Annotated in this window: 12 protein-coding genes; 4 read left to right on the top strand and 8 right to left on the bottom strand. The window is 71.5% G+C overall.

The annotated features are described in order from the left end of the window. Positions 1–35 precede the first annotated feature (35 nt). The 6 genes from NBG84_RS02305 to NBG84_RS02330 are packed head-to-tail and all read right to left on the bottom strand — an operon-like array spanning position 36 to position 13,149. A complete protein-coding gene (locus NBG84_RS02305; RefSeq protein ID WP_250917508.1) occupies positions 36–1,217 on the bottom strand; it encodes a cytochrome P450 family protein in 1,182 nt (393 codons plus the stop codon). Then, complete coding sequence (locus NBG84_RS02310; RefSeq protein ID WP_250917509.1) at positions 1,214–2,197, bottom strand: methyltransferase; 984 nt, start codon at positions 2,195–2,197, stop codon at positions 1,214–1,216. Before NBG84_RS02310 ends, NBG84_RS02305 begins: the two co-directional genes overlap by 4 nt. 2 nt (positions 2,198–2,199) lie before the next feature. Beyond that, positions 2,200–9,669 carry a non-ribosomal peptide synthetase gene (locus NBG84_RS02315; protein WP_250917510.1) on the bottom strand — a complete coding sequence of 2,490 codons (7,470 nt, stop codon included), beginning with the start codon at positions 9,667–9,669 and terminating at the stop codon, positions 2,200–2,202. After that, positions 9,666–10,238, bottom strand: a complete 573-nt coding sequence (locus NBG84_RS02320; RefSeq protein ID WP_250917511.1) for a DUF6875 domain-containing protein — start codon at positions 10,236–10,238, stop codon at positions 9,666–9,668. The genes NBG84_RS02315 and NBG84_RS02320 overlap by 4 nt, the downstream gene beginning before the upstream one ends. Beyond that, positions 10,232–11,500, bottom strand: a complete 1,269-nt coding sequence (locus NBG84_RS02325; protein ID WP_250917512.1) for an FAD-dependent oxidoreductase — start codon at positions 11,498–11,500, stop codon at positions 10,232–10,234. Before NBG84_RS02325 ends, NBG84_RS02320 begins: the two co-directional genes overlap by 7 nt. Further along, a complete protein-coding gene (locus NBG84_RS02330; protein ID WP_250917725.1) occupies positions 11,497–13,149 on the bottom strand; it encodes a non-ribosomal peptide synthetase in 1,653 nt (550 codons plus the stop codon). The genes NBG84_RS02325 and NBG84_RS02330 overlap by 4 nt, the downstream gene beginning before the upstream one ends. Positions 13,150–13,528: 379 nt before the next feature. Between NBG84_RS02330 and NBG84_RS02335 the strand changes: the two genes are divergently transcribed. After that, positions 13,529–14,536, top strand: a complete 1,008-nt coding sequence (locus tag NBG84_RS02335; protein WP_250917513.1) for a ParB/RepB/Spo0J family partition protein — start codon at positions 13,529–13,531, stop codon at positions 14,534–14,536. Here NBG84_RS02335 and NBG84_RS02340 read toward each other — a convergent pair. After that, positions 14,489–15,787, bottom strand: a complete 1,299-nt coding sequence (locus tag NBG84_RS02340; RefSeq protein ID WP_425608554.1) for an MFS transporter — start codon at positions 15,785–15,787, stop codon at positions 14,489–14,491. The two genes, NBG84_RS02335 and NBG84_RS02340, sit on opposite strands and share 48 nt — an antisense overlap. An 8-nt stretch (positions 15,788–15,795) precedes the next feature. Further along, positions 15,796–16,950 carry a sulfatase gene (locus NBG84_RS02345; protein ID WP_250917515.1) on the bottom strand — a complete coding sequence of 385 codons (1,155 nt, stop codon included), beginning with the start codon at positions 16,948–16,950 and terminating at the stop codon, positions 15,796–15,798. 173 nt (positions 16,951–17,123) lie between these two features. Here NBG84_RS02345 and NBG84_RS02350 point away from each other — a divergent pair, with 173 nt between their 5' ends. The 3 genes from NBG84_RS02350 to NBG84_RS02360 are packed head-to-tail and all read left to right on the top strand — an operon-like array spanning position 17,124 to position 20,563. Next, a complete protein-coding gene (locus tag NBG84_RS02350) occupies positions 17,124–18,788 on the top strand; it encodes a B12-binding domain-containing radical SAM protein (protein ID WP_250917516.1) in 1,665 nt (554 codons plus the stop codon). 3 nt (positions 18,789–18,791) lie between these two features. Continuing rightward, entirely contained in the window at positions 18,792–19,823 is a 1,032-nt protein-coding gene (locus NBG84_RS02355) for a sulfotransferase family protein (protein WP_250917517.1), read from the top strand. After that, a complete protein-coding gene (locus NBG84_RS02360; RefSeq protein WP_250917518.1) occupies positions 19,820–20,563 on the top strand; it encodes a class I SAM-dependent methyltransferase in 744 nt (247 codons plus the stop codon). The genes NBG84_RS02355 and NBG84_RS02360 overlap by 4 nt, the downstream gene beginning before the upstream one ends.

The following is a 20,563-nucleotide window of genomic DNA, read 5'->3' on the forward strand; positions in this document are numbered from 1 at the left end:
CCCGTCCAGCCGCATCCGGATAGACCCTGAGAGGCCTAAGACCTGGTCAAGCTCCTACGATCCGTCGCGTCCCCCAGCGGAGACGAGGTCATCGGCTCCTGGGGGGTGAAGGTGACCGGGAGGGCCCGGGGGCCGCGGAACGTCGGGGCGTAGCCCCAGTCGACCTCGCCGTTCGGGATGTCCAGGGTCAGGTCCGGCAGGCGGCTGAACAGCGTGGTGATCGCGATCTCCGTCTGCAGCTTCACCAGATGGCTGCCCAGGCAGGTGTGCGCGCCGTGGCCGAACGCCAGGTGCGGGCGGGCATCACGGGTGAGGTCCAGGGCGCCGGGGTCGGGGAACCGGTTCGGGTCGCGGTTCGCCGCCGCCAGCGACAGCAGCACCATGTCGCCCTTTGCCACCCGGGCGTCCGCGATCGTCATGTCCTCGCTCGCGTACCGGTACTCCGCCACGTGATCCGGCGAGTCCAGGCGCAGCAGCTCGTTGATCGCCTGGGACCAGTCGATGTCGCCGCCGAGCAGGGCAGCTCGCTGCCCGGGGTGGTCGAGCAGGCGCAGGATGGTGGTACCGAGGAGCTGGATCGTGGTGATGTGACCGGCGCCGATCAACGTCATGACCATCACCTCCAGTTCGTCACCGGTCAGCGCGCCCGACTCGATCAACCGCGTCGGCAGGTCGTCCCCCGGGTGCGAGCGTTTGTAGGCCACCAGCTTCCGGACGTAACCCAGCATCTCGGCCAGCTTCACCTCGTCACGCGGCTGCTGGAACTTCGCGCGGTACCACATGTCCAGCACATCGGCGGCGGGCGGGCGCTCGGCTTCCGGGACGCCGAGCAGGTCGTGTACGACGGCGACCGGGATCTCCCGGGTGTACTCGGCGACAAGGTCCGCGCGCCCCCGCCCGGCGAACGACTCGACGGCGTGCGCGCAGATCCGGGCGGTGCGATCGCGCAGGCGGGACACTGCGGCGGGGGTGAACGCCGCGGCGATGAGCCGGCGTAGCCTGGCGTGTCCGGGATCGTCCAGATTGGACAGACCGGGCGGGTGCGGGTCGGGGTTGACCGGGGCGCCGCTGCCCAGGCGGCGGTCCGCCAGGCAGGCGCGGACGTCGTCGTACCGGGTCACGAGCCACGTCCGGCCCGGGACGTGCGGGTCGTCGACGGGGCAGACCGGGTCGTGCTCGCGCAACCAGGCGTAGCCCGGGTACGGGTCGGCGGTCACGACGGCCGGCCGGCGATCAGCAGCTTCTCCAGCGGGGACGCGGCGAGCGGCACGACCCGCGTCTCGGTGAGCCCGGCCTCGCCCAGCCATTCCGCGAGGTCGGTGTAACGGTGCACGCCGCCGGCGTGGCCCTGCCACAGGGTCAGGTCGAACATGCTGAGGTACCCGGCCGCGGCCGGGCCCAGCCCGGCCGGTGGTACCCGGTCGTGGTCGAGGATGGCGATGCTTCCCGTGGGGGACAACGACTTCGCCGCGCGCTGGAAGAGCTCGCGGCATTCCTCGGGGCGGTGGCCGTGCAGGACGTTGAACAGCAGCACCAGGTCGTACCCGGAACCCAGGTCGTCGGTGAGGTAGTCGCCTGCCTGCGCCGTCACCCGCGCCGCCGGGGCGTCTTCGCGCAGGGCCGTGATCGTCTCGGGCAGGTCGAAGACGGTGACCCGCACGTCCGGGCGACGGCGGCACAGTTCGACGGCGTAGTCGCCGTGGCCACCGCCGATGTCCAGGACGGTCGCCGCGGGAGGCAGCGCGGCGACGATGTCATCGGCCAGGTCCACGGCGGCGCCGGCGAGCATCCGGCGCAGGCGGGCCCCGGAGGCGGGGCGCTCGCTCAGCCAGGTGTAGAAGCCGCGGCGGGGCGTGCCGGTACGGATGGTGTCCTCGATGTCGGCCCAGTGCTCGAACAGGACCTCGTGCCAGAACAGTTCGGCGTCCACCGGGCCGGGCGCCGCGGCGGTCGTGACCCCGTCGGAGTCGCCGTCACGCCGCAGGTAGCCGAAGGTCACCAGGACGTTCACCAGGCTGCGCACCCCGGCCGGGTCACCGCCGATCGTGGTGGCCAGCTCGTCGACGGACAGCGGGCCGGCTTCCAGCGCGGTGAACACCCCGAGGCGGACACCGGCGATCATGGCCCGGTAGCCGGCCGCGCCGAGCCGGTCCAGTACCGGAGCCGGGACACCAATGGATTCTTCGGGCAATGGCATGATCATCCACTTCCGGAAAGCGCGCCGACACCGGTGAGGAAGTCAAGGTGCCTGCGCAGCATTCGCTCGTTGGCCGGGGGGAACCCCACCCCCGCCTCGGCCGTGGCGGCCCAGGTGCGGGAGCAGTCGAACCGCGGGTGCGGGCGGGGGCGTTCGGGCAGGGAGAAGGCGAGCGGGGCGAAAGGCCCGGCCGGGTCGGCGAGCATCCGCTCCCGCCATCGGTGGTACGGCACCACCTCGGTCGGGTGACCGGCCGAGGTGAGGGCGGCGGCGAGGGCGGCACGGGTGAGGCCGCCGTCGCCGTGGTAGTGGTAGTCCCGGCCGAGGTGGTTCGGGGCCTGTGAGAGCGCGACGACCGCCGCGGCCACCGTGTCCACGGGCACCATGTCCAGCACCTCGGCGGTGTCCGGGACGGCGCCCGCGGCGACGCATCCGGTGAGCCAGCGGCTGAACGCGGAGCGCGGGTCGGCGGCGCCGGTGGCGGTGTCGCCGACGATGGCCGCGATGCGGTGGATCGAGACGGACAGGCCGCGGCCGCGGGCGGCGGCGGCCATGGCGTCGGCCACCCACTTGCTGAGGTCGTAGCCGCTGGTGAGGCCGCTCGGGTCGGTGGGAGCGTCGGCCTCGGTGACGACGCGGCCGTCGTAGGCGTCACCGAGGAAAACGCCGAGGGTGGAGATCAGGTGCAGCGGGGCGCCGCTGTCACCGGCCAGGCGCAGGATCGCGGCGGTGGCGTCGACGTGGGCGGTTTTGAGGGCGTCGTAGGGCGCGGCGAAGTGCGGCACGGCGGCGTTGTGGTAGATCGCGTCCACGGTCGTGAGGGTGTCGTGATCCTCTGTGGACAGACCGAGGCCGGGTGCGGACAGGTCGCCGGGGACCGGGATCACGCGGTCGGTGACCGGCAGCCGATCGATCGAGCTCTGGCGGACGAGGCAGTGGATCCGGGCGTCGGTCCGGGCCAGGAGCTGGTCGAGGAGGTGGCGGCCGAGGAAGCCGGTGGCGCCGGTGAGCAGGATCCGGCGCGGCGTGCCAGCCGCGGGGACGCCTGCTGGGTGGACGGTGCGGAGACGGATTTCGGGTGGGGGGACGGCGTCGGCGCGCAGCCGGTCCACCGTGGGCAGGTCCGCCGATGCACCGTCGTCGATGGCTGCCGCGAACGCCGCCACGGTGGGGGCGGTGAACAGTGTGCGCATCGGCACCGTGACGCCGAGACGGTCGCGGACGGCGGCGAGGACGTGGGCGGCGATGAGCGAGTGCCCGCCGATGGCGAAGAAGTCCGCGGTGCGGTCCACGTCGGACTGGTCGAGAACGGTGGCCCAGATGGCGGCGACGGCTCGCTCAGTGGCGGTCCGAGGCGGGTCCGCCGGGGCTGTGAGGTTGGTGGGCTTGGTGGGCGGTTCGGGGAGGGCGGTGTTGTCGACCTTGCCGTTGCTTGTGGTGGGAAGGGCGTCGAGGACGACCACGGTGTCCGGCACGAGATGCGCGGGCAGGCGGTCGGCGCAGAAGGCGCGCAGGCCGGGAACGTCCGGGACGGCAACCAGCGAGTCGGGGGTGGTCGGATCGGGTGCGTTCCGGGTAGGTGTGGTCGAGGTCGGGGCGCCGACGTAGCCGATGAGGCGGTCGCCCCTGGCCACCACCACGGCCTCCGCGACGGCCGGGTGCGCGGCGAGCACGGCCGCCACCTCCCCCGGCTCCACCCGGTTGCCGCGGATCTTGATCTGGTCGTCGGCCCGGCCGACGAACTCAAGGGTGCCCTGCGGGTTCAGCCTCGCGAGGTCGCCGGTCCGGTACATGCGGGCGCCGGGGTGGGCGCCGTACGGGTCGGCGAAGAACGCCGCGGCGGTCGCGGCAGGTTTTCCCCGGTACCCGCGGGCGGGCGCCATCCCTCCGATGTAGACCTCACCGACCACGCCGACGGGCACCCGGCGCAGAGCCCGGTCGAGGAGGTGGACGCGGACGTTCGGCAGCGGGCGGCCGATCGGCAGTCGGGTGGGGTGCTCGCGGCCGTCGACGGTGCGATGGCTGGTCGCGCAGACGGTGGCTTCCGTCGGGCCGTAGTGGTTGTGGAGGGGAATGCCGTGCTTCGCCCACGCGCGGACGGCCGCCGCCGGGACGATGTCGCCGCCGACCATCATGATCTCCAACGGGAGGCGTTCCCCGGCGAGATCGGCCACCCAGCGCTGCCAGAGGGGAGCCGCCGTGTCCACCGCGGTCAGTCGGTGCTCGACGCAGAGCTTGAGGAGGTCCGGCCCGGTCAGGCCGCCCGGGTCGGGGTGGATGACCAGGGTGGCCCCGGCCGCGAGGACCGGGAAGATGTCGCCGAACGCGGCGTCGAAGTGCGGGGGCGGGACCATGAGGAGGCGGTGCGCGGCGGTGAGGCCGTGTTCGGCGATGAACGCGGTGGTGAGGTTGAGGAGGGTGTCGTGCTGTACTTCGACGCCCTTGGGCTCGCCGGTGGAGCCGGAGGTGTGGACCACGTAGGCGAGTTGGGACGGGTGGATGGGCGCAGGTTCGTGGTGGCCGGTGGCGGGGAGGGCGTCACGGGTCAGTACGGTCCTCGCGCCGCTGGCGGTGATCAGGGCGTGTTGGCGGGAGGGCGGCTGGGCGGGGTCGATGGGGACGAAGCATCCGCCCGCCTTGAGCACGCCGAGGATCGCGATGATCGCGTCGGCGCTGGACGGGATGGTGATCGCGACCGGGTCCTCGCTCCGGATGCCGGCCTCGCGCAGGTGGCGGGCGACGGCTGAGGATCTGCGGTCCAGGTCGCGGTAGGTGAGGGGAGTGGCGGCGAGGTCGAGGACGGCGGTGGCGTCAGGGGCCTGCGCGGTGCGGGCCGCGATCAGGTCCACAACGGTCGTGGCGGCCGGTCGCGTGTGGACGGCCAGGCCGGTGGACGGCGTGTCCGGTCCACCGGGGGCGGCTGGATCGGACCGGGTGTCGAGGGCGGTGTGGACGGCGCTGTCGGCCGGGGACAACAGGTCCAGGTGAGACAGCGGACGACCGGGGTGGCGGGCCACCGCCTCCATGACCGCCAGCACCTGGTCGGCAATCCTGGTGATCGTGTCCGCCTCGTACCGGTCGGTGCGGTAGTCGATGAGGGCGGGCCAGTCGCCCTCGCGTTCCCTGATGTGGAGGGTGAGGTCGAAACGGCTGGTGGCGCGGTCGATAGGCACCGGGGTGGTGGTCAGGCCGGTGAAGGTGACGGGGGCCGTCTCGCGGTTGAGGACCAGCATCGTCCGGAACAGGGGGTGGTGCTCCCGCGGGGTGGGGACCGTGGTGAGGATGTCGGCCAGGGAGATGTCGGCGTGGTCCATCGCGTCGGCCACCACCCCGGTGGCGTCGGCGAGCAGGTCGCTGGGGGTGGCTCGACAGTTCGTGCGGAGCCGGAGCGGGAGGGTCGTGACGAACATGCCGATCACGTCGTCCCACCCGGCCGGGCGGGTGCTGACCGGGGCGCCGACGACGAGGTCGTCACCGCCGTCCCGGGTGGAGGAGACGATGGCGAAGACGGCGAGGAGACCGGCGAAGGTGGTGGACCGCTCGCCCCGGCACCAGGTGGCGAAGCGGCGGGCGAGCCCGGCCGGGACGGTGAACCGGTGGGTGGCACCGGGGACGGCGCCCGCGCGGCGGGGGTGAGCAGGGCCGGATTCCGGGTGCGGCGATCCGTCCGATGTCGGGATTGGGGCCGTGCCGTACGGGTGGTCCGGCGAGGGCCCGGAGGCAGGCGGGGCGTCGCGGAGTGTCTCAGCCCAGAATTCGGTGGTTCGTTGCCGTGGACCCGCGGCTGCCGGCGCGGGGATCGGTAGTCCCGGTGCGCTGGTCTTGGTGCTGAGCGCGGCCCTCGGCCCCTGGACATCCGTGGCACCGGACAGGGGCGAGGAGATCGGAACCGCGGTGGTCAGGTTCGTCAGCAGGATCGATATCGATGTGTCGTCGCAGATGATGTGGTGAGCGGTGATCGTCAGGAGATGGGTCGTGGGAGCGGTTCTGATCAGGTGGGCTCGCACCAACGGGCACCGGGTCAGGTCGAAGGGGTGGTCGGCGTCCCGGGCGGCCAGGCGTTCGGCCTCCGGCCACGGGTCCGCGTGAGCGCTCAGGTCGGTGGTGCGCCAGGCCCTCGCCAGCAACTCGTCCGTGTAGGGCGCCGCGCTCAGCCGCGGGGTGTCGTCATGGACGACGATCGCCGATCGCAGGACGGGATGGGTGGCCAGGGTGTGGGCGAACCTGGCGCGCAGGTCCGCCTCGTCGAGGGCACCCTCCAACTGGAACGCGGCGTGCACGACGTAGGCGCCGTTGTCCTGGCCCGTCTGGTGGATGATCCACAGTCCGTGCTGCGGGCCGGACAGCCGTCCTGGCGGAGCGGGCAACGCCCCCGGTATGTCTGCGTTCTCCGGGGTGTCTGGGGTGTCTGCGTTCTCCGGGGTCTCCGGGGTCTCCAGGGTGTCGGGGGTGTCGGGGGTGTCGGGGGTGTCGGGGGTGTCGGGGGTGTCGGGGGTGTCGGGGGTGTCGGGGGTGTCGGGGGTGTCGGGGGTGTCGGGGGTGTCGGGATTGCTCTGGCCCGCATCGATCGCGGCGGCCAGGGCGGCGACGGTGGGGTTGGCGAACAGGGTTCTGATCGTCACCTCCACGCCAACCGACGCCTGGATCTTGGCGACGGCCTTCGCTGCCGCCAGGGAATGGCCGCCGGACAGGAAGAAATCGTCGTCGCGGTTCACCGGGCGAGCCAGCAGGCGCGCGAAGATCTCCGCGATCGTGGTCTCCAGACCCGGGTGGGGATCAGGGGCGGCGACATCCTCCGCCGGTGGGGGCAGAGCGCGTACGTTCAGCTTTCCGGAGCTGGTCAGCGGGAACGCGTCCACGGACACCATCGCCGACGGCACCAGGTAGGCGGGAAGGACACGGCTCAGCCGCTCGCGCACCCTCGACCAGCGGGGCCGCCCGGCGGCCGGGATCACATAGGCCACCAGGCGGTCACCGTCCCCGGCCACGCGGGCGTCGGCGATCTCCGGGTCCGCCCGCAGCGCCGCCTCCACCTCGGCCGGTTCCACCCGGTGACCACGCACCTTGAGCTGGGCGTCCACCCGCCCGACGAACTCCACGACACCGCCCGGCCGGCGCCGCGCCAGGTCGCCCGTCGCGTACATGCGCGCGCCGGGGACCGGCGAGAACGGGTCGGCGACGAACCTCGTCGCCGACTGGCCGGGCGCGCCGAGATAGCCGCGCGCCAGCGGGAAACCACCCAGGTACACCTCGCCGACCACATCGTCGTCAACCGGTCGCAGGCCCGCGTTCAGCAGATACAGGGCCACATCGTCGAGCGGGTCGCCGATGCCGAACGGGCTGCCTTGGTGCACCCGCTGGGCGGTCGACCAGATCGTCGTCTCGGTCGGGCCGTACGTGTTCCACAGCTCGGCCCCGCCCAGCGACCCGGCCAGCTCCGGCGTCAGCACCTCCCCGATCGACACCCGGACCCGCACGCACTCCGGCACGCCCCCGGCCGCCGCCAGCACCGCCCACACCGACGGGGTGACCTGGACGACCGTGACCGCCTCGGCCATCAGATGCCGCGCCAGCGCGGGACCGTCCACAACGATCTCCGGCGGTACCGCCGCCACCCGGGCGCCCACCGTCAGCGGCCCCACCAGTTCCCACACCGAGATGTCGAACGCCGGGGAGATCATGGCCGCCACCACGTCCCCGGCGCCCAGCCCCACCAGCGCCGTCGACCGGGCCAGCATCCCGGCCACCGCGCTGTGCGGCACGCCCACCGCCTTCGGGCGGCCGGTCGACCCGGACGTGTGGAGCACGTACGCCAGTGACTCGGGGGCGATTCCGGGATCGACGCGCTCGAATTCCTCCGGCAGGTCCGGGATCTCGGTCAGCACAACGCGGGCGGCCTCGGTGACGGCCCGGCGCCTCGGCTCGGGCCACAACGGTTCCACCGGCACGTACACCGCGCCCGCCCGCCAGATCCCGAGGATGGCCACCACCAGGTCCGTGCCGCGCGGCAGGTCCACCGCGACCCACGCCTCCGGCCCGGCGCCCTTCGCCCGCAGCACCGAGGCCAGCGCCGCCGAACGGCGCTCCAGCTCGGCGTAGGACAACTCACCCACCGCGAGGCCGTCCGCGCCGAACCGGATCAGCTCCAGCACGGTCGACGGCGCCGGAGCACCGGCCGGCCCGGCCACCGAAGCGGCCACCGCCGAACGCTCCGCCGACAACCCAGTCAACGCCGACAACCGGCGATCGGGGTCGGCGCACGCACGGTCCAGCAAGGCCAGCAGCCGCCCGGCGACACCGTCGACCGTCGCACCGTCGAACAGGTCCGTGTCGTGCTCGGTGACCACCGCCATCTCCGCGCCGCCGGACTCCACCATCAGGCTGAGGTCGACGTCGGCCGTGCCCGTGGCCGGCAGCATCCGGTCGGCCCGCACGCCGGGGAGCACCACCTCGGGTGGGTCCTGCATCACGAGGTGCGCCTGGCACAGCGGCGCGTGGCTCGGGTCGCGGGAGGCGCCGACCGCCTCGACGATCCGGTCGAACGGGACTGCCGCGCTGCCCAGTCCCGCCGCGACCGCGCGGCGGACCCTGGCCACCAGCTCGCGGAACGTCGGATCGCCGCCGATCCCCACCCGCAACGGCACCGGGTTCACGAACATTCCGACGACGCCGGCGAACTCCGGCCCCGGCCGCCCGGACCACAGGGTGGCGACCACTACGTCGTCCTGACCCGCCGTCGTGCCCAACGTGGCGGCGTACGCGGCCTGCAGCACGACGAACCGGGTGGCGCGCGTGGCGCGGGCGAGCGCGTCGACCCGCGCGGTGAGACCCTCGGGGACTGCGTGGCGGCGCAACTCCCCGCGGAAGGCGCGCATCCTCGGGCGGGGCCGGTCGGTGGGCAGGGTGAGCAGGTCCGGCGCACCGTCCAGATCGGACACCCGGCGGGACGGGTCGTGGTCGATGATGTCCGGCGGCGCTCCAGGGTCCGGCAGTGGCCGGGCCGGGTCGGCGTACAGGGCGCTGATCTCCCCGCACAGCACCGACAGTGACGTACCGTCGACGACCGCGTGATGCGTGTTGATCACCAGTATGTGGTCGGTCGGTGTGATCCGGCCCAGCCGGATCCGGAACAACGGCCCGGTGCGCAGGTCGAACGGCTCCCGTGCGGCCTGCGCCGCGAACGCCTCTGCGGCTGCGTCTGCGTCTGCGTCTGCGGATGGCACCGTCCGCACCACGACATCCGCGGCGCCCACCGTACCCACCCGTCCGACCGGCTCGCCGTCGGCCTCGTCGAATGTGGTTCGCAGCACCGGGTGCCGGGCCACCACCAGATCCGCCGCGCGCTGGAGCGCGTCCACCGACACGGGGCCGGCCAACCGGAACACCGCCGGGTTGTTGTGCAGGGGTGCGCCATCGGCGAACGCCTCAAGGAACCACAGTCGCCGGGCCCCGGGCGGGAGCGGGAACGTCATCGGTGCGCTCCCCGATCTCCGAACCGGCTCCGGTACGCCGCCAGATGCTCCGGGTCCGCCCGCAGGAACGGCGCGTCGGCGGCCACCATGTGCCGCACCGCCAGCAACGGCAGCGGGCTGCGCAACGGCCGGAAGTCCGCGTTCCACAGACCGGGCGCGGACGGCGGTCCCGGGTGGAACTCACCGATCATCAGGCCGCGTTCCACGAACCCGGGCTTCAGCTCCCGCTGCGTGCGGTCGATCTCCCCGGGCGTCACGTCCGGCAGCACCACCAGGATCGTCCGGTATCTGGCCTGCGGCCCCTCACGCGGCGGCAGGTCGGGGAACCAGTCGCGGTAAGCGGTCATCACCGCCCGCAGGTCCGGCTGTCCGGGGTGTACGGCGAGGAAGAGCCCGCCCCGTTCCAGCGAGACGGCCGTGTAGGGGCAAACGTCGCCGCCCCGCCCCAGATCGGGGTGCGGTCGGCACAGGTAGGACCGCGCCCACGCCAGCACCACCTCGGCGGGGGCAGGCAGGTCCGGGTGATCCGGCTCGAACAGCGCGACGTCACCCGCCGGATGGCTCAACATCTCCCGCTCCGCTTCCGCCGCGCCGCAGCGAGCAACGTGACCGCGCCGAGCCCGACGAGTCCACCGAGGAGGCGGTCCTGGCGGCGGGCCCGGGCGAGCGCGTCCCCGTACGGGAGGCTGCTGTGGCTGATCATCGCGTACAGCGTCCGCCACCCCGGTAGCAGGCGGCCGAGCGCGAAGTCGATCCGCTTGCGTGCCAGGAACACCGGTGACCGCACCTTGTCGCGCAGTTCCACGAAGTTGCGCGCGGACAACTCGGCGAGCACGTCGGTGTGCGGGCGGCGGCGGGCCTCGAACGCGGCGAGCGCGTCGCCCGGGGCGTGCTCGGCGAGACACGCGTCGAGCACCGCGCAGTCCTCGAACGCGGCGTTCATCCCCTGGCCGTAGAACGGGAACACGGCGTGCGCGGCGTCGCCGACGAGGACGACACGGTCGTGCTGCCACGGCGCGGTGCGCACCGACACCAGGCTGCCCGGCTCGTGCGCGAGGAACTGCGTGACCAGGTCCGGCACCAGATCGGTCAGGTCGCCGAACTCCTCGGCCAGGAACGCCCCGGCCCGCGCCGGGTCGCGCAGCCCCGAGAACCCGGTGTCGCCGTCGAACGGCAGGAACACGGTGCCGGTCAGCGATCCGTCCGGGTTGGGGTGCGCCACCACCAGTCCCCGACTGCCCGGCCACACGTGCAAGGCCTCCGGTCGGTCGACGGCCGGGATGGTGAACTCCCGGTAGCCCCAGTCCAGGTGCGTCTGGTGGAACTCGGCGCGCACCCGGCGGTGCAGGTGCGCGCGCACGGTCGAGTACGCGCCGTCCGCGCCCACGACGAGATCCGCCGAGAACGTCCGGGCCGGGGTCCGCACCTCGGTACCGACCAGGCCGGTGACGCGGTGCCCGAACCACAGCCGCACCAGGGGAACCGATTCGGCGGCGTCGAGCAGGGCGATGTTGAGGTCGTGGCGGCGGACCGAGTGCAGTACCTCGGTGTCGTCCGCGCCGTAGGGCTGGTAGGTGACCCGGCCGCTGTGGTGGACGATCCGCCCGCGCATGGGAACCGCTTTGGCCAGGGCCTCGTCGAGGAGGCCGATGTCGCGCAACGCAGCCCGCCCGCGTTCGGACAGCCCGACGCTGATCGACGCGGCGTCCGGACCGTCCGTGCCGCGTGGGTCGCCGCGCCGCTCCACCACGTCCACCTGGTGGCCGCGGCGGGCCAGCCGGATCGCCAGCATGGTTCCGGCCATACCCGCCCCGACGATGACGACGTTCATGTCCGGCCCCTGGCGGAGTCCACTGGGTCCATCGCGGACAGGGCTTTGGCGAGATCGGTGAGTGAGGAGGCGTCGAACACGGTGGCCACGGACGCGTCCACGGCCAGTTCGACCCGAATCCGGCTGACCAGCGCGGTGGCCATGAGCGAGGTGCCGCCGAGGGCGAAGAAGTCGTCGTCCGGCGCGACCGAATCCACCGACAGCACCTCGGCGAACAACCGGGCGAGGTCGTCGGCGAGCGCGCCCGACGCCCGCGGCGCGGGTTCGGCGAACGCGGCCCGGTCCAGTTTTCCGTTGGGGGTCAACGGGAAGTGCCCGACCACCTCGATCAGGTCCGGGACGAGGTGGGCCGGCAGCCGCTCGGCGAGGTGCGCGCGCAGATCCGGCACGCTCGCCCCGCGCGGCACCACGTAGCCCACCAGGTAGGCGCCGAGCGGTCCGGAGTGGGCGACGACCGCCGCCCGCGCCACCGCCGGGTGAGCGCCGAGCGCGGCCTCCACCTCGGCCGGTTCGACCCGGTGGCCGCGGATCTTCACCTGATCGTCGGCCCGGCCGAGGAACAGCAGGTCACCGTCTGGCAGCACGCGGACCAGGTCGCCGGTGCGGAACATGCGCGACCCGGGCGGACCCCACGGGTCGGCGACGAACCGCTCCGCGGTCGGCCCGGGGCAGCCCAGATAGCCGCGCGCGACCCCGGCGCCGCCGATGTACAGCTCGCCCTCGGCGGCCGGGGCGCACTTCTCGTCCAGCACCCGCAGTTCGGTGCCGGGGATCGCCGCCCCGATCGGCACCACCGGGCCGCCGGTGAGCGGCGCGCTCATGGTGGCGCACGCGGTCGTCTCGGTCGGGCCGTAGGCATTGATCATCCGGCGGCCGGGGGACCATCGGGCGACGAGGTCCGGGTTCAGCGCCTCCCCCGCGACGATCAGGCAGGCGACCGAGGGCAGCGCCATGTCCGGCTGGGTGGCGAGCGCGCTCGGCGGCATGCACACGTGGGTGACGCCGTGCTCGGCGATGAAGCGGGCGAACGGTTCGCCGGGCGGAAGGCCCTCGGGCGGCGCGAGAACGAGCGTAGCCCCGGTGAGCAGCGCCATGCACAGGTCGGCGACGGCCACGTCGAAGCCGACCGACGCGTACTGCAGCACCCTGGCACCCGGTCCGGCACCGAAGCGTTCCCGTTGCGCCGCGACGAGATGAGCGATCCCCGCATGGGGGACGACCACGCCCTTGGGCTTTCCGGTCGAGCCGGAGGTGTAGATGACGTAGGCGGCGCACGCCGGATCGGGATCCGCCACCGGGGCGGCGGACACCGCCGCGGCCTCCAGCGCCCGCAGCTCCCCCGGCGTCAGCACCAGGGCGGGACGGGCGTCGGCGAGCACGGCGGACACTCGGTCCGGCGGTTGGGCGGGGTCGACCGGCAGGTACGCGGCTCCCGCGGCGAGCACGGCGACGACGGCCACCACCATGTCCGCGCCGCGTGGGATCACGACGGCGACGATGTCGTCCGGCCCGACCCCACGGTCTCGTAGCCCGCCCGCCACCGCGGAAGCGCGGGCGTCGAGCTCACCGTAGGAGAGTGTGCCGTCAGCGGCGACAACCGCGATCGACTCCGGGGCCCGGGCGACCTGGCTCCGGAACATCCCCACCATCGTCTCGACCGGAAAGGGATTCTCGGCCGGTATGGGATTCACCATATCTAATCGCGCGTCCACTGCGGTTTCACACTCCGTGTCCCACGGGAATCTATTAGGGGAACGAGGGGAACTCTGTCTCATGGCGCGGATCGGTGTCAACGCGGATCGGTGTAAAAAGAGGTCGCCGAAGTGTTTACTTCGGCGCGCACCCGATGCGCCGACCGCAATGACAATTATGAGAACTTGCTAATAAAAAATTCTGTCCCGTCGGCCTGTTCGGCTCTATAACCTGGCCGATATCTTGTAGCCGCTTCCCGAGACCTGATCAGTTACGCGCTGCCGAGCGTGACCAAGTCGTGCTCGAAAATGGGTTGGCCCATCTGGAGGAGTTCGGATGAGCGGGACATCGCTGGGTACGTTATGTAGGGACACGCCACCGACGTTTGTGCAGATTGACCAGATAACCGAAACGCCTCTCGTGCGGGTCGCCGGCTCCAGTCCCGACCACGTCAGCGCGCTCGCGCAGTGCCCGGACGACCTCCCGCCGATCCTTGTGCACCGGCCGACCATGCAGGTGATCGACGGCGTGCACCGCCTGCGCGCGGCCAAGCTGCGCGGGGACGCCACCATCGGTGTGCGGTTCGTCGACGGCACCGAGGAGGACGCGTTCGTGCTGGCCGTGAGCGCCAACGTGGCCCAGGGGCTGCCGCTGACGCTGGCTGACCGCACCGCCGCCGCCGCCCGGATCCTCTCGTCGCATTCGCACCTGTCGGACCGCCTGATCGCGTCGACAGCCGGGTTGTCCACCAAGACGGTGGCCGCGATCCGGCAGCGTTCAACCGGGGAAATGACTCAGTTGAACACCCGCCTCGGCCGCGACGGGAAAGTGCGGCCACTCGACGCCTCCCACGGACGCATGATTGCGAGTCGGGCGATTTCGAGCAATCCAGATCTCTCATTGCGGGAGATCGCCCGAATCGCCGGAATATCGGTCGGCACCGCCCGGGATGTCCGGGAAAGAATGCGCCGCGGCGAGGATCCTATTCCGCCGCGGCATCGCCTTTCCGCCGGAAATCGCGCGGAAAACGCAGAAAACGCAGAAAACAACGCACCGGGCAACAACACCGGCGTTGACAACGGCTTCAGCGGCACACCTCGCGCCGAACGAGGCCGGTTCCTGCTCTCGCTGCGCACCGATCCGTCGTTGCGGTTCTCCGAGATCGGCCGCGCGCTCCTGCGGCTGCTCGACGCCAACACCCTCGACGCCGCGCAGTGGGACCGCCTCGCCGCCGCCGTCCCCCAACGCTGGTCACCGGTGGTTGCCGACCTCGCCATGGACTGCGCGGCCGACTGGTCAGCGCTGGCCTGCCAGGTCCGCGGCCAGGTCCGCGTCAGCGCGTGAGTCCGGCGCGCACGCCACGGCGATCGCCGCCACCATCTGGACCACCGCGAACAGCCCGACCACCGGAAGCAGCGCCGACGAGCCGCCGGTGATCGCGACCGCGACCAGCGGCAAGAAGCTGGAGATCGTGACGCCCACCTGGTAGGTCACGGCGATCGCGGAGAACCGCACCATGGTCGGGAACAGGTCCACCAGGAACGCCGCCAGGCCACCGTAGATCGCGCCGTGCGCGATGGTCAGCGCGGGGATGAACACCAGGGCGACCAGCGTTGGATCGCCCGAGGACAGCCAGGCGCCCGCCGGGATCATCGCCAGCACCGCGACCACGTAGCCGAAGATCATGACCCGCTTGCGGCCGAACCGATCGGAGAGCGCGCCGAACACCGGCAGTGTCACGCACTCTCCCAGGGCCGCGATCATCAGCCCGGTCAGTACGGTCGACCGCACCTCCGGCCCGGCCTTCGCCGCGTGCGCCACCAGGAACACGGTGAACATGGCGATCACCGACCCGGTGCCGAGCGAAGCGAGAATGCCGATCACCACGCGGCGCGGCCACCGCCGCAGCACCATGATCACCGGCACCCGGGCAGCGCCGTTCTCCGCCCGGCCACGCACGAACTCCGGTGTCTCCTCGACCCCCAGCCGGACCCAGATACCGATGCCGACCAGGACGCTCGATGCCAGGAACGGCAGCCGCCAGCCCCAGGTCAGGAAGTCCTCCTCGGGCAGCTTGGAGATCAGCACGAAGGTCAGGTTGCTGCCGAACAACGCCACCGCGAAGCCCATCGCGGGCCAGCTGCTGAGAAAGCCCCGGCGTCCGGGCGGGCCGTGTTCGGTGCTGAGCAGCACCGCGCTTCCCCATTCGCCGCCGATGCCGATGCCCTGCGCGACGCGCAACGTCACCAACAGGACCGGCGCGAGGACACCGGCCGTTTCATAGGTGGGCAGCAGGCCGATGCCGAACGTGGCGATGCCCATGACGAGCAACGTCCACACCATCATCGACTTGCGGCCCACCCGGTCGCCGAAGTGGCCGAACAGCAGGCCGCCCAGCGGGCGCGCGACGAACCCGGCCGCGTAGGTGGCGAACGACGCGAGCACACCGCCGGCGGTCGACGTTCCGGGGAAGAACAGCGGGCCGAACACCAGCGCGGACGCCGTCGCGTACAGGTAGAAGTCGTACCACTCGATGGCGGTGCCGATCGTGCTCGCGATCAGCACCCGGCGGACCGAACGAGGCGCCGAGGTCACCCCTGCTGTCACGCGTCCTCATCCGACACGAGAACCCGCCCGCCGAGCTCGTTGGGATCGGCGGCGAGGTCGTAGGCCCACACCTGGCGCCCGTCCGCCTCCCAGATCACCTTGCGCCCGTCCGCCCGCACCGAGTGCAGCGCCTTCAGGTCCGGGTAGTCGTCCGAGGCGGCGGCCCGCTCCTGCGGGAAGTAGGTCTCCGAGTACGCCTCGCGGGACGCCCCGGTGCCGTCCGCGAAGAACTCGGTCAGCGAGGCGCCGTCCGACGACCGCGGGTCAAGACCGAGATGGTCGAGCACCGTCGGCATGATGTCGACGAGCCGCACCTGGCTGTCCACGCTCATCCCCCCTGGCACCCCGGGGCCGCTGATGACCAGCGGCACGTGCTGGGTCGCGTCGAACAGCAGGCAGCCGTGGCCCTCCTCGTACGGGTGGCCGAGGTCGCCGGCGTGGTCGTTGGGGTACCACCCGGCCAGGTCCTCGCCGTGATCGGAGAAGCACACCACCAGCATCGACTCGATGTCGTGGCCCATCTCGGCGATGCGGCGCAGCAGGAGCTGGACGTAGTGGTCGGTGTAGGCGACCTCGCCTTCGTACGGGTTCGCCACCTCGACGCCGACATCCTCTGGCGGCTCGTACGGCCAGTGCGCGTCGAAGAAGTGCGCGAACAGGAAGAACGGGCCGTCGCCGTCCAGCGACTCAAGCCAGCGGGTGGCGCGTTCGACCACCACCGGCGCGCGCTTGAGCGCCAGCCCGCGCAGCTTCACGTCGCCGACCGACAGCGGGTCCCGGCCGTCCGGCAGCAGTGGGATCTCGTCGTCGTAGAAGTCGAACCCGCGGTCAATCCCGTACCACTTGTTCAGGCCGGGGCAGGACACCACCGCGCCGGTCGTGTACCCGGCCTCCGACAGGCACTCCGCCAGCGTCGGCACCTTCTTGTCCAGCGCTTCGCGGAACAGGTGCCTGACCCCGTGGCGGGGTGGCTGGAGCCCGGTGAACACCGTGGCGTGGCTGACCGGTGTCAGGGGGCACGACGAGATCGCCTGCGTGAAGCTGACTCCGTTCGCGCGCAGCCGCTCCACGCCGGGGTACTTCCCCGAATAGGCCACGTCGGCGCGCACGGTGTCCAAGGAGATGAACAGGATGTTCGGCTGTGTGGTCACCGGGATTCCTCTGTTTTTCTACGTCGACGCCAGCGGCACCGAAGGCTAACAACGGGCTCCCCGCGTACGACAACGACGAACAGGGCCGCATGAACACCAGTGCCGAACAGCACATCCCGCCCCTACAGTTACCTGGCGGAGCGTCCATGACCGTGACGCAAGGGAGAATTCACATGGCGCGCAAGTTGTCCCTGGACCTGGAGCTGTATGCCGACGCGAACGGCAGCGTCGACCAGCGCTATATCGAGCAGATGCGCAACCAGGACGCCGAACCGGTGCCGGTCGATCCCGCGCTGCCGAGGTTCACCCTCATCGTCGGGCCCTCGCCGTTCACCATGCCGCGGGGTTGGGAGTTCTTCCTCACCTCACCTTACGAGGGTGCGACATACATCTCGACCGTGCTGCACAACGCCGGGTACCCGGTGCGCATCGTCGACGTCCGCTACACCCCGAACCCACTGCAGGCGGCGTACGACCAGATCATCGAAGGCACCGACGTGCTCGGTGTGTGCACGTTCGAGGACAACTTCCCGTTCTGCCGCGAGCTGATGGCGATGGTCCGCGAGTCGCACCCGGACATACCGATCATCTGCGGCGGCTCGCTGGTCACTTCCGTTCCGGCGATATTCATGTCGGACACCGACTGCGACATCGCGGTGATCAGCGAGGGCGAGCTCACCATCCTGGAGCTGATGGAGAGTTACACCCGCGGCTCGTGGCAGCAGGATCTCCCGACCATCAAGGGCATCTGCTACCGGGACGAGAAGGGAAACGCGCGCCGCACGCCACCGCGCGGCCAGATGATGGATCTCGACGCGCTGCCCAGGATGCGGCTCGACCTGTGGCCTCAGTCGCGGTCGCCGCTCGGCATGCAGCCGCAGGTGATCTCGTCCTACAGCCGCGGCTGCAAGATGGACTGCTCGTTCTGCTACCGCACCACACCGCAGGTGCGGGCGAAGTCGCCGGAGAAGATGGACCGCGACCTCGACTGGCTGAAAACCCAGTACGGCGTGGATTTCTGCTTCTTCGTCGACCTGACGTTCAGCTCGCACCGCGGCCAGACCATCGAGATGTGCGACGTGATCTCCCAGCACGATCTGCGGTGGACCTGTCTGACCCGGTGCGCCGACATGGACGTACCGCGCATCGACGCGATGCGGGATGCGGGTGCGGACATCATCCTGTACGGCGTCGAGTCGCTGGGCCGCGAGGTGTTGCGCGAGGCACGCAAGGGCAGCAGCGAGAACCTGACCGTCCGCGCGATGCGCACCACGTTCGAGGGCGGCGTGCGGTTCGGCTCGCTGCTCATCGTCGGTCTGCCGAACGAGACCGAGGAGTCCCTGTCGGACATGGTGCAGTTCGCCGAGCAGTACAACCATGTGACCCGGGTGAAGTATCTGTCGGCCATGCCCGGTACGACGGTGTACCAGGACGCGAGGCGGAACAAGATGATTCGCTCCGAGATCGACCACCTGAACTGGCTGTCGGTCGAACAGGCGCTGCACGAGGACGAGTTCCTGAACGTGAGCGGGCTGCCCGAGCGGGTCTGCCGGGACGCGTACAAGCGTGTGTACGACGCCTATCAGCCCGGCCCGGTGATGGACTTCCAGCACTGGCCGGAGCACTTCCAGTACTTCCACCCGCAGCCGGCCGACGGCACCGAGCGGTCGACGTCGTACGCCGGTAACGGCTGGCGCGCGGAGTGGAGTTCCGCCGCCGCGCCACTGGTTCCCGGTTCCGAACACTACACATTGGACAAGGTGGCTGACGCGGAGGTGGCCAAGGTCGGGAGCACTCTGATGGACTGCGGCGCGAAGAAGCTCGCGGTCGGGGCCTGACCGGTGTCCACTCAGGACGGCCCCATCCTCATCATCGGGACCGAGCGCTCCGGGTCGAACCTGCTGCGGCTGATGCTCGACGCGCACTCGCGGATCGCGGTCCCGCACCCGCCGCACTTCATGCGGTACCTGTCCGGCATCCCCTACAACGGTGATGTCGACGCGATGGTGGGCGACGCGATGTGGTTGCTGCGCAACCACATCCACCCGTGGCCGCACGTGATCGACCGGGCCGCGGTGACCGAGGCTGCCGTGAGTGGAAAGGCGCCGTCGCTGTTCGGGGTGGTGTCGGCGATCTACGACCAGTACCGCGTCGCGGAGGGCGCGGCCCGGTGGGGGTGCAAGAGCACGTTCATGGTCGAGCACGTCGACGAGGTGCTCGCCGAACTCCCGGACGCGCGGTTCCTGTGGCTGGTTCGCGATCCCCGCGATGTGGTCGCGTCGGCGAAGCGGGCCGTGTTCGGCTACTGCCACCCGTACCGAATGGCGCTGCGGTGGACGGCCGAACAGGAGCTCGCCCGCGCGGCCCTGGAGCGGTGGGGGCCGAGAGTGGTGCACCTGGTGCGGTACGAGGACCTGGTGTCCGCGCCCGACCGGGAGATCCGGGCGATCTGCGAATTCATCGGTGAGACGGTCGAGCCCGCGATGCTGGCGCACCACCTCAGTGACAACGCCCGGGTGACCGCGTCGCTGTCGGCGTCCTGGCGCACGGCGGGCGACCCGATCACCACAGCCCGGATCGGCGCCCACCGGCATGGGCTGTCCGACCGGGAGCGGCGGCAGGTGGAGAGCGTGACCGCGCGGGCGATGGAGACGCTTCACTACCCGTTCGACGAGGCCTCGCTGGACGAACCGGCTCCCGCTCCGCTCGGCGTCGCGCTGCGCGGGTTCGCGGTGCGGCTGGCGGTGGAGGCGCGATCGCTGTGCACCGACCGCAACCACTTCCGGCGCTGGCGGCGCGACGCCACCGTCCGCTGGCTGCGTCGCCGCGCGACGCCGGGCCGCACCCTGGCTATGGCAGGAGAGAGCAGATGAACGAAACGGGAAGCGTCCGCACGCACTTCGCCGACCGCGCGAGCACCTACGACCGATCCAGTTCGTGGTGCACCGACGACGCGCTCGGCGAGCTGATGCTGTCCACCGCCGCGCCCCAGCCGGGCGACGCGGTCCTGGACGTGGCGTGCGGCACCGGACTGGTGTCAAGGCAGTTCGCCGGGCGGGTGCGGCGGCTGGTCGGCGTGGACATCACGCCGGAGATGGCCGAGCAGGCGCGCGACATGCTCGACGAACTGGTGATCGCCCCGGCGGAGGAACTGCCGTTCGGTGACGGCACGTTCGACATCGTGGTGTGCCGTCAGGGGATCCAGTTCATGACGCTGCCGGACGCGGTGCGGGAGATGGTGCGGGTGACCCGGCCGGGCGGGCGGGTCGTGCTGACCCATCTGTGCGCCTACGGGGACGACGACCGCGACGAGTACTTCGACATCCTGCGGCTGCGCAACCCGGCCCGGCGGCACTTCTTCCGGCCCGGCGATGTCGAGGCCCTGCTCGCCGGCGCGGGGTGCGACCCGGTGCAATCGCAGCGGTATGTGTCGGTGGAGGACGTGGACGTGTGGTCGGCCAACGGCGCGATCGGCGAGGACGCGCGGGAGGCCATCCGGGACCGCTACCGGAGCGCGTCACCCGCGTTCCGCGCACGGCACGCCGTGGCCGAGGCGGACGGGCGGATCACCGACCACATGCTGTTCGTCGTCGCCTCGGGAACGAGGGTCTGA

The sequence above is a fragment of the Streptomyces albipurpureus genome (assembly GCF_023701525.1).
In the GTDB taxonomy this organism is placed as follows: domain Bacteria; phylum Actinomycetota; class Actinomycetes; order Streptomycetales; family Streptomycetaceae; genus Streptomyces; species Streptomyces albipurpureus.